The 15025-nt window shown below is 38.4% G+C and carries 17 protein-coding genes; all 17 read right to left on the reverse strand.

The window, feature by feature from the left end; translation table 11 throughout:
* Positions 1-132: 132 nt before the first annotated feature.
* The 17 genes from MUB50_RS05635 to MUB50_RS05715 all read right to left on the reverse strand — a co-directional run bounded on the left by MUB50_RS05635 (position 133) and on the right by MUB50_RS05715 (position 15020).
* The gene (locus tag MUB50_RS05635) at positions 133-1410 is read right to left on the reverse strand and encodes a tyrosine-type recombinase/integrase (RefSeq protein WP_244790404.1); all 1278 of its coding nucleotides are present in this window, start codon (positions 1408-1410) and stop codon (positions 133-135) included.
* A 70-nt stretch (positions 1411-1480) separates the two neighbouring features.
* Positions 1481-1786, reverse strand: coding sequence for a helix-turn-helix transcriptional regulator (locus MUB50_RS05640; protein ID WP_244790406.1), 306 nt, complete (start codon positions 1784-1786; stop codon positions 1481-1483).
* On the reverse strand, positions 1780-2316 hold the full coding sequence (locus MUB50_RS05645) for a hypothetical protein (RefSeq protein WP_244790408.1): 537 nt from the start codon (positions 2314-2316) through the stop codon (positions 1780-1782). The genes MUB50_RS05640 and MUB50_RS05645 overlap by 7 nt, the downstream gene beginning before the upstream one ends.
* Positions 2258-2545, reverse strand: coding sequence for a hypothetical protein (locus MUB50_RS05650; RefSeq protein WP_244790409.1), 288 nt, complete (start codon positions 2543-2545; stop codon positions 2258-2260). The genes MUB50_RS05645 and MUB50_RS05650 overlap by 59 nt, the downstream gene beginning before the upstream one ends.
* A 381-nt stretch (positions 2546-2926) precedes the next feature.
* A complete protein-coding gene (locus MUB50_RS05655; RefSeq protein WP_244790411.1) occupies positions 2927-3805 on the reverse strand; it encodes an ATP-binding cassette domain-containing protein in 879 nt (292 codons plus the stop codon).
* 3 nt (positions 3806-3808) lie between these two features.
* Complete coding sequence (locus MUB50_RS05660; protein WP_244790413.1) at positions 3809-4465, reverse strand: transporter; 657 nt, start codon at positions 4463-4465, stop codon at positions 3809-3811.
* Positions 4462-5532 (reverse strand): ABC transporter permease subunit, encoded by a 1071-nt coding sequence (locus tag MUB50_RS05665; RefSeq protein ID WP_244790415.1) that lies wholly within the window; start codon positions 5530-5532, stop codon positions 4462-4464. Before MUB50_RS05665 ends, MUB50_RS05660 begins: the two co-directional genes overlap by 4 nt.
* 116 nt (positions 5533-5648) lie before the next feature.
* Positions 5649-6827 carry a sensor histidine kinase gene (locus MUB50_RS05670; protein ID WP_244790417.1) on the reverse strand — a complete coding sequence of 393 codons (1179 nt, stop codon included), beginning with the start codon at positions 6825-6827 and terminating at the stop codon, positions 5649-5651.
* Positions 6815-7489, reverse strand: coding sequence for a response regulator transcription factor (locus tag MUB50_RS05675; RefSeq protein WP_118516246.1), 675 nt, complete (start codon positions 7487-7489; stop codon positions 6815-6817). The genes MUB50_RS05670 and MUB50_RS05675 overlap by 13 nt, the downstream gene beginning before the upstream one ends.
* Positions 7490-7582: 93 nt before the next feature.
* Entirely contained in the window at positions 7583-8185 is a 603-nt protein-coding gene (locus tag MUB50_RS05680) for a helix-hairpin-helix domain-containing protein (protein WP_244790419.1), read from the reverse strand.
* Positions 8176-8715: a hypothetical protein gene (locus MUB50_RS05685; RefSeq protein ID WP_244790421.1), complete on the reverse strand. Its 540-nt coding sequence runs from the start codon at positions 8713-8715 to the stop codon at positions 8176-8178. Before MUB50_RS05685 ends, MUB50_RS05680 begins: the two co-directional genes overlap by 10 nt.
* Positions 8716-8738: 23 nt before the next feature.
* Positions 8739-9398, reverse strand: coding sequence for a single-stranded DNA-binding protein (ssb, locus tag MUB50_RS05690; RefSeq protein ID WP_244790423.1), 660 nt, complete (start codon positions 9396-9398; stop codon positions 8739-8741).
* Between the two features lie 36 nt (positions 9399-9434).
* Positions 9435-9743, reverse strand: coding sequence for a hypothetical protein (locus tag MUB50_RS05695; protein WP_015525087.1), 309 nt, complete (start codon positions 9741-9743; stop codon positions 9435-9437).
* A gap of 482 nt (positions 9744-10225) precedes the next feature.
* Positions 10226-11329, reverse strand: coding sequence for a DUF4179 domain-containing protein (locus tag MUB50_RS05700; protein WP_118515513.1), 1104 nt, complete (start codon positions 11327-11329; stop codon positions 10226-10228).
* Positions 11302-11856 carry an RNA polymerase sigma factor gene (locus MUB50_RS05705; RefSeq protein ID WP_118392949.1) on the reverse strand — a complete coding sequence of 185 codons (555 nt, stop codon included), beginning with the start codon at positions 11854-11856 and terminating at the stop codon, positions 11302-11304. The genes MUB50_RS05700 and MUB50_RS05705 overlap by 28 nt, the downstream gene beginning before the upstream one ends.
* Positions 11857-12161: 305 nt before the next feature.
* Positions 12162-12338: an Ig-like domain-containing protein gene (locus MUB50_RS05710; RefSeq protein WP_118515515.1), complete on the reverse strand. Its 177-nt coding sequence runs from the start codon at positions 12336-12338 to the stop codon at positions 12162-12164.
* Between the two features lie 36 nt (positions 12339-12374).
* Positions 12375-15020 carry an ABC transporter permease gene (locus MUB50_RS05715; RefSeq protein ID WP_244790425.1) on the reverse strand — a complete coding sequence of 882 codons (2646 nt, stop codon included), beginning with the start codon at positions 15018-15020 and terminating at the stop codon, positions 12375-12377.
* Positions 15021-15025 lie beyond the last annotated feature (5 nt).

Here is a 15025-nt window from a genome sequence, read left to right on the forward strand (position 1 = left end):
GTTTATGCGGCTTTTAGAAGTCCCAAGTGTTGATTTGACCACATTATTACGATAGTTTTTTCCCTCGTTAGTGTTTTTGTCTATACTCAAGTATTTAAACCTCTCTTTAAAATTTTATCTCCATTTGCAAAATCAGGTTTCTGTTCCGTATTTTTGAATATACAGTTCGTATTCGTCATCTATATGTTCTTCTTCAATGTGTGTATAATAATTAGTCATTTTTTCATCAGAGTGTCCAGCTATTTTCTTTACTGTAGCGGCATCCATTCCCGATTGAATGCATCTTGTTACAAAAGTATGACGGAAAATATGAGGATGAACATCCATTAAATTCGGATCTCTGTTCTCTTTTTCTGCCAGAGCAATTTCATGCTTATTAACAATCCCAACAATCCGCCTGCATTCTGTTTGAGCTGATGATGGAAGATAACTTCTTCCTGAAGATGTTGTAAAAATCAGACCGGGATATTTTTTTAAAAGCATATTTGGTTTTCCCCAGTTTTTTCCCAGTTTTTCTTTATCACGATCCTGTTTTTCCTTCCAGCTCATAAAAGCAGCAATCACTGCATCCGTTAATGGAACCTTTCTATTGCTGGCACTTTTCTTTGGTGTTGTAATCTGAATAGTAGAATACCTTTCAGGAAGTTCATTTCCTTTCGAATCATAATATTTTGTAACTCTGTTTAAGGTTTTGTATACACGAAGCTTTTCATGCTTAAAGTCAAGATCACACCATTCTAGGGCAAGTGCTTCCCCTATACGTAATCCTGTATGAAGAAGAATAAAAAAGAGTTCATAATACCGGGTATTCTTGCAGCTCTCAAGGAAACGATGAGTGTCATATATACTAAGACATTTTTCAGCTTCTTGTTCCTGCAGTATCTTCTCATCAGGTAGTTCACCCGGTTCTTCTTTAGGCAGTTTAATATCGGCTACTGGATCTATGGGTATCATTTTTCCACCATATGCCTTTTGGAAAAGCTGACGGACTACACTTAATGATTGTATTACCGTTGTACGTGCATATCCTTCTTCTTCGAGTCCCTTTATCATGTCAAGAATATGTGTTGGACGGACCTCTATTAACCTCATGTAACCAATATATTCTCTTACTCGCTCAAAACCATTTACATAGTTACTTAAAGTGGTTGCTTTAACAGAATGCACCACATAAATAAGCATCCATTTTTCATACCACTTTGAAACAGAAATTCTAGGATCATATCCTGCAATTCCGGGGAAAACATTAGCAAGGTAGGCATTTCTTTCTTTTTTTAGATGTTGTAAATTTGTACCATAAATTGAAAACGTTTTTCCTGTACCGCGAACGAAAATTCTGGCCTCATATCGTCCATCTTTTCTTTGATATAATCCTTTTCCTAATTCTTTACCCTTTAAGTTTTTTCCCATAACACCACCATCCTTTCTGATGATAATGCATGGCACTGGATATATATTTTAGCACAACAAAAAAAAGCTTTCAAGACTGCCAATCTATCCAATTTTGAAATTTTTTCTTATCAATCAGTGTTCTGCGCCCAATCCGTACCATGAAACAGTTTTCATTCATCAATGATCTCATTGTTTTCTCAGAAAGTCCTGTAAGCTCACAGGCTTCTTTAACGGATATAAGAATTTTATCGTTGTTTGCTTCTGGCTGTGTTTTTTTTCGCAACATATATAACCGGTTAATTACACTGCTTTTATTTATTCCTAATTCCTCACAGCATACTTTAAGCGATGGATAAACAGTTCCACGATATTCAAATTCCGGGTTACTTAACATTTTTTCCTTTTTCTCGTCATAAAATGTGTAAACGATTCTTCAAGAGAACAATTCTTATCTCGTGCTCTTTGTCTCACACATATATCATCAATACCATATTTTTGACAACATGCACGGAGACTTCGATATTCTATTCCTTTAAATGTAAATTTTTGTATTCTTTCGGCAATCATATCTTTATTTTCAATAAAATGCTCCAATGATTCTTCCATAGTACAATTTAATCTATATTTTCTTGAAGATACACTGTCAGCGTTGACTCCATATTCCAGACAGCATTCATCCAAAGAACTATAGGTTTTGTCTCTAAAAATAAATACCGACGGCTGTGTTTCCATTCTGGCTTTCTTTATGAAATGTTCCAAAGATTCTTCAATGCTGCATTCGGTTGTTTTGGCACGGTTACGCACACTGGAAGCATTAACGCCGTATTCAGCACAACATGCTGAAACACTTTTATACTTTTTCCCTTTATAAAAGAATTGCATTTTTGGTGTTTCTGTTTCTTTTTTTTGAATATAATATTTCACAGCTTCTTCCCATGTACACTTTTTCGCCAAGCTCTACTGCGTACACTAGATTCATTAATTCCATAGAATTCACAACATTGTCCAAGTGAGATATATTTATTCCCTTCATAAAAAAAGCCTCTTTCGCACGGTGTCTTTCTTTAGACATAACCTGATTTTCAGAAATTTCTTCTTTTTTCGTTACTTCTTTTGGCATACAACCTTCCATATGAGAGATAATTTCTTCCATAACATCTGCGTGAGGACGTTTCGTTTTAAATACTGCTGAACTTACTGATTTTGGATTTAATCCATACGCAAGACAACATTCCGTAAAATTTTTGTATTCTTTTCCACGGAATTCAAAGGCTCTTTAGCTTATCATTATATATAGTTTATCAAAGTATAAAAGAAATTGATAGGCGATTTCTTTTAATATTTTCCGGACAGTATTTACGCCTCTTCTATTTTGACCTGAAATCTCAATGAAGAAAAATATTTCTTATTAGATAATGAGATTGAGTTTACCAAAAAGATTAATTTATTACTTAAGTGGTGTTTGATGCTGAAAATACTTCATTGGTTGGATATTTTCCATTAAATAATACATGACACATTACACGAATATCCTTTACTCTCGATTATTCGTCAAATAAATATACGCATCTTCCAAAGTGATATCATTATCCAGGACACAATTCTCATTTGGCTTTTCTTTGCTTAATACTTTCATATGAATTCCATTTTCTACATACTGCTTAGATGAAATAGAATAATTGGCTTCTAACAAACGGGCTTCTTCTGCATTTTGTACCGTACAATTCCAAACACAGCCCTTTGCATTTTCCAGCAATCCACTCACGCTTCCGGAATATAAAAAACTTCCTTTTTTCATAATGGCAAGCTGTGTACAGGTTGCTGCTAAATCTTCTACTACATGAGTGGAAAACAGCACCGTTCTATCCTTTGAAAAATCAACCAGAAGATTGCGGATCCTAATTCTTTCTTCCGGATCTAACCCAGTTGTTGGTTCATCAATAATCAAAAAATCCGGATTATTAAGAAGTGCCTGTATGAGTCCGACACGTCTCTTCATACCACCAGATAATTGTCGCATTTTTTTATTCTGATGCTCTGTAAGAGAAGTCTTTTTCAGATAATAGGTAATTCTTTGCTCGAGGTCATTTGTGGATACTCCTGATAGTCCTCCCATATATACAAGGCATTCTTTCACTGTAAGATTCGGATATAAGTCGATTTCCTGTGGAAGATAACCAATCTTTTTCTGTATTTTCTCATAATTTCCCTCGTTATACAGAATTCCATCAAGGGAAACCATTCCTTCCGTTTGTTTTAAAACAGTTGTAAGAACCCTCATCAAAGTGGTTTTTCCAGCACCATTCTCACCCAAAAGTCCGTAAATTCCCTTAGGTATTTCAAGAGATGCCTTATTTACTGCAACTACACCATTTTTAAATCTAACTGTTAAATCATTTATTCTAATACTCATAATCTATCCTCTTTTCTTTAAAGCCATTGGTAATACTGCAAATAAAAATAGCCCCGATATAAAAGACACAAGCGTTCCATAAATCCAACTCTCGGACATTAATTGAGTAGGTTCACAAAAGCTGAAAGAAAACAATCCCAGATTTCCGAAAAATGAACTGCCCGCTTTCGATATAAGACCAATGACAATTCCAAATAAACATCCAATACCTGCCCACATATTTCGAAGCAATGTGCACAAAATCACAGTGCATATACTCCAAAACCAGATAGTTCCAAACATTGCAATGAAAAATAAAAGGAATATCTGAGTGCCCGAAACGCCTTCGTTTACACTGCCCGGTTTTTGCCAGAAAAACAAAACATATCCAACACAGGAAAGTATTAATAAATATAATATTTGAACGCACACTCTCTGTGATATTACTTTTAACTGTTTTTTTTGATCATACAAATGAAATACATCGGCACGCTTACTTTTTACTTCCATCAAATATGTGTCACTACAAAAAATAATTGTTAAAAATGCTATTGGAGACTGAATTGCTGAACCGATTTCTTCATAGTATATAATCGGATGAATAACACACAATATCAGTATAAATGCACATGAATAAAAAATCTTATATAACGACAGGCAGTTTTTTAATTCCGTTTTCAATGAACCCTCCTCCTTTTCCAGATTGCAACAGAAATACATACTAATATAACAGATGAGATCACAAGCATAATCTGATTTATATTTGACATTTTGGCTGCATGTGTTTCAAAAAACCTGCCAGGAAATCGCACCATAATAGAGAACGGTCTCATATAATAAATATCATTCTTCTTGGTCAGCATATTCGAATATATAATGTGTAAAAACAAAACTGGTGCTGCCGGAAGCGGATTTTTAAATATTAATGCTGTAATTGTATAGACACAACATATCATCAAAAGATTCGGCACAATATAGATCAGAGAATTCACGCAAAAATCAATTGGTGTTACCGGAAAGTCTGATTCTAAAGACGTTTTCAAACACAGCATAAAGAATATAACATTCAAAATCACTAATACGCCCAACATACTAAAGAATCCGCTTATTACTTTCCCGCCTATATATTGGATTGCCGTAACAGGCTTTGTATGTAATAATTCATAGGTATTTTTTCGTGTATCCTGAATAAATAAAAATGATAGCAAGACTGTTGCAAAAAAGGCCATATGCAATCCTGCAAAATCCGTGAACTTTTTGGCAAAGTACCAGGAAAAAGAATGTTCGGATAATTTCCGCTCGATATAATGATTGATTTCTTCTGCTGTCCCCTTATGAATTTCAAGGTCCTCATAAGAATATATTGCATTATAATAGCCATATTGGGATTCCAAAAACTCAGAAGCAGTCTTTACATCCATGTTCTGAATTTCTTTCATTACATGATCTGCTTCCTGCCTGCTAAATCCAAAACCATTTTGGGAGGTGTCCATTAACGTCTCTTTGATCGTATCTTCCCACTCCCTTCTTCTTTCTTTATCATCAGATGTGGGAATGTACCCATTCATAACATCAGCATCCTCCAATGCTACGTCATTTTGTGTGATCTGTTCATTCTGTTTGATATAATGAATTTGCAAATACGGTGACAGACATTGATACATACTGGCAACTATAATAATCAAGCCAATCCACAAAACAGGGTTCTTTAAATAATCAAGTATACTTCTTTTTATGATTGTTTTCATTGTGTCTCTTCCTTTCTTTATTTCTTTAACAACATCATACAAATCAATTCTCAATAAATTCACAACAAAAAAGACTAAAATCACTTTATTTGTGATTTCAGCCTTATAAAGTATTTTTATTCAGCTTTGAAAAGAGCTTCTACATGAGCACCGCCTTGTCTGGCATTATATATTTTCAAATTTCCTCCATGCTTTTCACAGAAAATACGAGAAATATACATACCAAGGCCAAAATGCTTTAAATCATCTTGTGGATTCTTATGATAAAATGGCTCTGTTACTTTTTCCTCAGTATCCACAAATCCTATTCCATCATCTTCAACAGAAATTATAAGAAAACCATCCTTTTTCTTTATCTGCAAAGCAATACTTTTTTGTGCATATCGAACCGCATTTTCCAGTAAATTGTCTGTCACTTCCATGACAAGTTCCTCATCCACTTTCACAATGTTTTGTTCCTGCGCTCTTTCTACCTTACATAATTTACTTTCCTTCTTGGACAGCATGGCAGCTTCTGCCTCAATCTTTTTTACCAGTTCCGATAATTCAATCTCTGAGCATTGCAGTTCCCTCTGTTCTAAATGGGACATTTTTCTCATGTTTTCCGTGAAATGCTCTATACGGTCAATCTGATACATGCCTGTTTGTAAGATATCAATAACATCCTCTGTTTTTATACTCTCAGAAGAAACAAACTCTAAGAGCATTTCCTGATACCCTCGCAATATGGAAAGTGGAGAACGTATATCATGTGCAATTGCATTCCGCAAAGCCTTCTCGTCATCAATCATTCGCCACATCTTTCTGTTGTTATCTGCTAAAGCACTTCGCATCATTTCAAATTCTTTACACAAAGTTCCCATCTCATCTTTATTTTCATAGGACACATGAAAATCCAGTTCATTATCTGCAATCATTTGCGAGGCATCTTTTAGTTCCTGTAGAGGTGTCTTTAACTTATTTTTATAAAAAAAGAATACCGCAGCAACACTCCCAACAATCGAAAAAATCAGTACCGAATATGTTTCTATAAAGTCACACATTTCCGAAAGATGATAGTCCAAACGATTCATCTGCGATTGATTAGGTCTTGATATCTCAATCTCGTATTTCTTTCCATATTGCTGAAACACGTCCGTATAATCTGCATAATCAATATATTTTTCCCATATTTTATTCTGCATATTTCCTGCAAAATGAACTGTAAATCCAGATAACAGAAATGCTGCCGTTAAGCTGATCACAAAATAAAGCAGAATTGTTTTTTTCAGTGACAAGTTTCTTATTTTTTCCATCGGTATCCAATCCCCCATACAGTTTCTATGTATTCTTTTTCTGAATAATCCGCTATTTTTTTCCTTATACGCCGTACTAATTCCGTTATCGTTCTACTGTCCCCTTCCGCATCATATCCACAGACTTGTGCATATATACGTTCTTTATCAAACACCTGCCCTGGATGCATGGATAAGAATTCAATAATCTGATATTCAATTTTTGTGAACTCCATCCTGTGTCCAGCTATAGCTACTATTTTTTCAGAATAATCAATCAGCATTTCATCCATGAAACGGTATTCCGTTTTTTGTTGATGCCTTTCTTCTCTCTTTATGTTTGTGACAATCCTTGCTTCCAACTCCCGAAGACTAAATGGTTTCGTAATATAATCATCCCCACCCGAAAGCAACCCATTAATTTTATCATCTTCATCAACTCTTGCTGTTAGAAACAAAATCGGACATAACACTTTACTGCGTATCAGACGACATACTTCAATCCCATCCATACGTGGCATGTTGATATCCAATAAAATAATATCCGGTTTCATTTTTATTTTATTTAATGCTTCCATTCCATCTGTAGCCGTAATGGTTTCATATTGTTTCATACTAAAATAACTACAAAGCATTTTCACCAATTCTTTATCATCATCGACAACTAAAATCTTGTATTTCATCCAAACCACCTCCAGTATCCATATTATACGATAAAAAACAATGAAATCACAACAAGAGTACATGAAGAACGTAAGCACAATATATTTTTTTTCTCAATTCCAGCTCAATTTCCCCTCAATGCCTTTTTCTTCCGATTTTCGTATGCTTATCTCACGGCAAAGAAGTACCACACCGGTATGACCTGCTGAATGCAAAATAGCAGCCTTAATGCGAAGGGGATCGTCTGCACGGAAATGTTTTGCCTTTACTGCAATCTGGTCAACAGTCAAAAATCCAAATCTATGAACCTCACAGAGCCGGAAAGGCTCCTCTTTCACGATCATAACTGCAGAAGGACCAAATTTCTCCTGTATTTTTGATACTTTTGCAGGAGTCACCCCAAAAGGGGACAAATACATCATCAGTTCCCGGATGGCACTGCTTTTTTGATATCCTTCCAAAATGTCATCTAAGCGTTTCTGCGTAATTCCTTTTACCTGAAGAAGTTTCTCCGGGCTGTCATTAAAAACATTTAGTGTATCTTCCCCAAACATTTCTACGATGCGGGCTGCCATTGCCGGTCCGATCCCTTTGATCAGGGATGACGACAAATAAGTCCGAATACCTTCTTTTGTGGTTGGCATGGTTACTGAAAAATTGCTCACACTATACTGCATTCCATATTTTGTGGGTTTCCAGTCTCCCGTCAGTTCCACATCCAGGCCTTCGTTCGTCGGAAGTTCGGTTCCAAATTCCTTTTTCCAATGGAAATACTGCAGATTCCTTCCCTGTTTACTGAAAAACGGTTTCGATTTTCAGATTTCAGAGTTTTCCGAATCGCCTGGATCCGCTCAAAGCCTTCATTTTCGTACCATATGGCAGCCTGTGCCCTGCATCTTGCCTGCTTCTCCTGATTATCGAAATTTACCGTTTCCGATCCCTTCTCATGATTTTTCGGTAAATCCTCGGTCGTTTCAGCATCTGCATGTACTTTACGGGCATCTGCATGGTTCTTTTGCTGTTTGTTGTTATCATCATTCTCATTCGTTTCCTCCTTGTCCTTTTTCATAATAAATTTTTCATAGAAAAACAGTCCTGCTGCAACCGGAATGACCAGTGAAAGGGAATGTATGATCACTGCCAGAAATACCGGCCATAAAAATGGTGATACTAACAGACCAAAAATTCCAGTTATCACGCACAGCTTTTTATGTGCAGACAACCATTTGTTCATTTTCTCCATCATAAGCATTTTCTCCTATGATTTGCTCAGTCAAAATCCAGTTTTTCATCATCTGTTTCCATGTACCGGTCATCAATATCCTGACTACGCTCCCGGCTTCTTGCCGAAGTTCCTCTGGATCTTGTCCCGCCAGAATTTGATCTCTGTCTGTCATCCGATGCATCTGTTCTGGTATTGCTTCTGTATCTTCCACCTTCACGTTCCCTGTCATAGTCACGGTCATCCATTTCTGCTGCTCTTTCACTTCTGGTGCTTCTGGAAGCTGAACGCTGGTTTTCTGCACGGTCAGAACGGTTTCGATTAGAAGATGCCCTTGTTTCTCTTTCCGGTTCTTCCCGTTCGTCATTTCCAGATTCTAAAGCTTTCTTACTTTCTGCAAAAGAAATCTCTTCTATCATAAGCCGCATGCCGTAGACATTTTCACCAGCCCGATTCTTGTAGTTGTCATTCTGCATACGACCTTCTACCAGAATCTTGATCCCCTTAAACAGATATTTTTCCGCGAACTCTGCTTTTCGGCCAAAAGCCGTACAGCTGAAGAAATCTGCTTCCGGATCTCCTCTTCGTACAAATTTCCGGTCTACCGCCAAGCGAAAGTTTGCGATTGCAAGTTCACCATTCTCTGTCTGTGTGTAGCGTAAATCAGGATTTTTTACTACTCGTCCCATCATGATTGATTTATTCATAGTTGTCCTCCCATAGCCTTATAAGGTTTTCCAGTTTCATTCCAGATGCTCCCGCATACATTTGACTAATGCTCCCATACCATTTTTTCGGATCTCGCGGGCAGCAGAGTCAGCCGTACATAAATTTTTCGCCATCTCCAGTGATTCTTCTCCAGGATGTGTTGCAAACAATACCGGTATCAGATAAAACAGAGATTTTTTGACCAGCATATCATATGCCATCTTAAAAGATTCAGGCGAAGTTTCTTTTCCATCTGGATTACATACAATCTGCCATACTCCTGGATATTCGATAATCCATTCAAGAAGGTGCACAACCTCCTTTTCCATCTTTTTTCGTTTCATAACGCCCTCCTTGCATTCTGAGTTTCCTTGTGTTTTTTTGTGATCCTCCTTTCCTTATTTGCTGATCTGTACTTGTTGTCTGCCATATTTTTGCAACAAAAAAAGGCCATTTAGAAATTTTCATTCTAAATGACCTTATTCATTACAAAGGCAGGAGGCTTTTGGCTCCTTAATGTTTTACTTCCGGTCAGATCCGGAACCAGCGTTTCTTATCTGTGTCTACAGATACAAATACAAATCTCACAATCATATTAACACAAGATATTGTTGGCGTCAATCGTGCTTTTACTATATTTGGTGTTTTCGATTTTCAAAGATTTAATCAACTTCTCTTATTACTTACGGAAATGTAATTTTACCATTTTTATTTATACGAATCTTAAATGTACCACCAAACATTTTATTGTTATTTTTTTTATCTTTACAGTAAAAATATCCAATTGCGGTATCTCATACCTCTCTTCGATTAAATTATTCTTTTGTCATCTGACTTTAATTTCTATTTTTCCTTCCACTTGGCTATATAAATCCAGAGGATCTTCATCACTTTCATAAACACATCCTTCGCCTTCTCCGTAAGTATCTTCTATTCCTGTTTCATATTTTTTATATGTTGTTCTGTTTTTTTCTTCTTTATTTACATATAATTCTAATGTCACCGTGTTAGCATCTGGAGAAATTCCTTTATATTTTGTATTATTTCTGCTTTCTTCAAACACGGTCTCTGTGCCTCCATAATTTGTCATTCTATAAAGCCCCTGATTTCCTTTATCATCGGTTCCTATTAAATAATAATCTTCATATTCTTTATTATCCAAATTTCCATAAATTGTACTTGCCAAATCGTTTAAGCTCATTTTTGAAATCGTCAGATTTTGATTTGGAGATATCTTTATTTTTTTATTCACATTTACATTTATGGTATTCTTCTCCAGTTCTTCCCAATTTGATGAAAATTCAAAAATATAGTCATCCGTATCTTCTGTATCAGCAGTATCCATTTCTGTTGGATCAAATAACCATACTTTCATTTTTATATCTGCTGTATTATCTATAATAGTTGTATCTTCCAACCTATAATGACAAACCTGACCATCTGTTCCGTTCTCCTTTTTCTCCAGAGCATATGTTCCATCTAACTGTGCCGCTTTTCCATTTATCTCCACTTCTGTTAGTAGAATAGTCTCTTTTTCTTTTGAATCATTTATATTATCAGATATTGCCACCCATAAATTCTCCTTATCAGCAGCAATTTCATCTAACGTAATAGAAATTCCATTTTTAGTAATCGTTTTTCCAACACTATCTATATATGATTCTACATTTTCATTAATCCCCAATGCCGTTTGAATCCACGAAGTAATCTGCTCCCAGGCCGCCTTTATCTCATGCGGATGTCCCAAGCCTCCTATCAATAATGCTATTACAACTCCTGCTGCTGCAATCTTTGCTAATTTTAATTTCAAATTAACATTTCGCTTTTTCCATGGCAAGGAAGCTTCGCAAACAAATTTTTCATCTATTTCTCCCATCAGATCTAAAAAATTGTTTTCTTTTTTCATATGATTTCTTTCACCTCTTCCCATAATTTGTTTCTGCTTCGAAAAAGACTGGATTTAATTTTAGTCTCAGAGCATCCATGTCTTTTTGCAATGTCTTTAATATTATCCATATACCAATATCGCCTGACAAAAATATCCCTGTCCCCTGCTTTTAAATCACTCAAAAATTTTTCTAAAATATTCAAAATTTCCTTTTTCTTTATATCCTCTTCCACATAATCCTTTATTGTATTTTCCAGTTTTTCCACTTCACCACAAATATCCATCATATGTGTATCTGCTCTTTTTGAAGCATTTTTCTTTCTGAAATTGTCCAATGCCAAATTTCTGGTTATTTTTCCAAGAAATGCAGATAATTTTGTTGGCGTTTTAGGCGGAATCTTATTCCACGTTATCAGCCACGTATCATTTACACATTCTTCTGAATCTTCTGTGTTATATAAAATATTCCATGCAATCTTAAAGCAAAATTTTTCATACTTTACTTCTACCTGGCGAATTGCATCTTCTGATCTTTCTAAAAATAAATTTATAATATGTGTATCTTCCATATCACATTTCTCCCCTGTATATTAGTGTTTTTATGCAGATAGGTTATTTGCAGTGTGCCATATTAATGTTTTCTATTATATAGAACGTATTTTTTTCTGTTTGGTTGCACTTTTTTTCTATTTTTATAATTTTTTTGTTACCATGCTTCCATTATCACTATAACATATTATCTAAACATTCTTCTCTCTTGGTCAACTATTAATATCGTAATCTACTTCTGCAAATAAAGCTACATGTAAAAAATGAAAAAAGGAGCTGCCATTCCATGTGTATTCATGAAAGGCAGCTCCTACTTGAATCATTTTTATTTAACAATTGCTTTTACTTTTTTGCGGATTTTTCCAGATTTCACTGTGATATAGGCTGTTCCCTTTTTCTTTCCTGTGATCACACCATTGGAACTTACCGTCGCGATCTTCTTATTTGAAGAACTGTAAGTAACCTTCTCCTGGGAAGTGATCGGGCTGATGACCGGTTTCACCGTAAGTTTTTATTCCTTGTAACGGTCACGCTTGATTTATTGAGCATCCCTTAACTGATCTACAATGCTGCATTTCGCTGCGTTATCATACATCATGCAGGGAATCAGCCACCCAAGCAGAAGAAATACCGGAATTGTCAGCAGGACAGGCAGAACGGTGAACCGATACTCAAAGAACCAGAACATACTGCCCAGCATTTTTCCCGCAAGAGGTCCCATCACCAGCGACAGCATAAAGGCCGCCGCTACGGAAGACATTGCGTAAAACAACCCCTCATAGATCAGCATGGTTTTGAGCTGCCGGTTCGTCATTCCTACAGCCTGAAGCACAGCAAATTCCTGGCGGCGGGAAAGAATGCCGGTCATCATGGCGTTGAAGAAATTCAAGAGTCCCACCAGCCCGATGATAGCACAGAGGATACCACCGATCAGAAGGAACATCTGCCGGAACTGAGCAAACTCGGAGCGAGCCGTGGCCTTGCTTTCATACATCAAGGGCGAAAACTCACCGGCAGTGAGCTTCGACAGATATTGCTCTGCTTCGGCCTCGTCCGCTTCGTCTGCTGTGTCGAACAGGTAGAGCATCGGAATGGCCGCACCACCGCTGTCCCTCTGTGCGGTATCCACAGACAAAACTGCCTCATATCCAATACCACCATAACGATAACTCATGGAATACGGAAGCTCTACCAAGGCGCAGACCGTGTACTCTACATCTCTGGCTCCATACAGTTTTTCCTGAAAGTACTCCTCCGGTGTATTTTCGGTGCGGAGTTCCCCGGTGCGGCTGTCGATATATTTCACATCGTCCGCATAGGTGGCGGTGATCGTGTCTCCCACCTTGGGGTAGTATTCAGGATTGGGCAGATTACCGTAGTCATCTAAGGAAACCGCAATGGCAATAGCGTTATTGTTTGGCTCCAGCATAGGAGAAATATCTCCGTCGAACACTTGCAGCTTGTCAAACAGGCTGTTATCCAGAGCCTCGATTCTGGTATCTCCCATCACCATATCGCCCCGGTGCTCCATGCGGCTCATATGGCTGTCCAACTGCTCGGCGCTTTCGTACCTTGCATAGTCCTGCCGCAGAGCATCCTCCGTCATCCAAAGATATACGGGTTTTCGCACAGCATATCCCGTGCCGGAAAGACTGGACTTTGTGTTTGCTGCGATCTCTTCGATCTGTTCCGGCGTGATGAATTCATCTGCCGGGTTGTAACGGAAATAGTCGGGCGTGCTGACGATAAAATCGGCGCAGGTCATGAAGGATACATACTTCTCCATGCTGAAGCCGCCCACAAAGGCACACAGCGCATTGAACAGCGTCACCGACAGTGCCAGAGACACCACCACCAGCACCGTCTTTTTCTTGTTTCGTCCCAGATTGGCAAAGGCCATCTGATGGAGCTTGGCTCCCCGGGTGCTGCGCTGTTTTTTCTTGGTCTGCATTGCATCCGTATATTTGGTAGCCTCCACCGGAGAGACCTTAGCTGCCATTTTTCCGGGCTTGGAACAGGACAAGAGCACCGTCAACAAGGCGAACAGCATAGAACCAAGGAAGATCACAGGCGATGTGCTGATGGTGGTGATGCCTGCATCCAACTGGGTGGAGCGCAAGACAACAGGAACCAAAACAGCGCCGATGCCATAGCCCAGCAGCAGCCCCGCCGGAATGCCGATCAGACAAAGCAGAAGTGCCTGCTGGCGAATGATGCGTTTGAGCTGCCGGGGCGTTGTGCCAATGGTTTTCAGAAGTCCGTAAAACCGGATATCCCCTGCAACAGAGATCTGAAAAATGTTATAGATGATAAGATACCCCGTGAAAATCACCAGCAGCAAAAAAGCTGCTATGGCGACCATCAGCTCTGGATCGAGCTGTGAATCCAGCTGGGATGAGGTATATCCCCAGTTAACACCGATTCGGACGCTGTTGGGATCGGTATAGCTGTCCCATGTGTAACCAAGATCGGTATCCACCTGCTCCATCTGCCCTTGAATGTTTGTGCCGGAGGCCAGCATGACATTCAAATCGGTGCGGAAAGGCTGTAAACCTGTTTTCACTGCCTGCGCTTCGATGTCATCTGCGTAATCACGGCTGATGTTGATGTAATGAACAGGCATTAGTTCATCATAGTCCCAATAGCCCACCAGCGTAAAGGTATCTGTTACAGTAAAGGCGGTTTGATCCTTGTCTGTAATGGAATAGGAAACCGTGACCTCGGCGCCCAGCTCCGGCGTTACGCCAAGCAGCTGCAACGCTGCCGTATCCATGGCTACCTCTTTGCCGCTTTCGGGCATCCGTCCGGTAGTAGGGGTTGCATAGCTCCATTTAGTGCAGTTGGCATCCATGTAGCTGATCTCTGCAGGCGTTTTGGAAAAGACACCATCCACAGTGATGCCGATCACCTTCCGTGCCCCCACAGCCTTCACCTTTGGGTGGGCAGCGATGCGTTCCGCCTGCTCGGGGGAAACATCCTTAAAGGTGCCATGCGCATAGCCGCCTACCTGCCGAAACTGGTAGGTTTCATAGCTGGCGTTCAGTGACAAGACAATGGTGAACATGGAAGTAAATAGCAGCGTTGTCAGCGCAATGGCAAAAATGGCGATCAGATTGCGGCGACGGTTCGCATAAAGAGATTTTAAGCTGAGCTTTCGAATACATTTTCTGTTTTTGACATTCATCGTAG

The sequence above is a fragment of the Blautia sp. NSJ-140 genome (assembly GCF_022868965.1).
GTDB lineage: Bacteria > Bacillota > Clostridia > Lachnospirales > Lachnospiraceae > Blautia_A.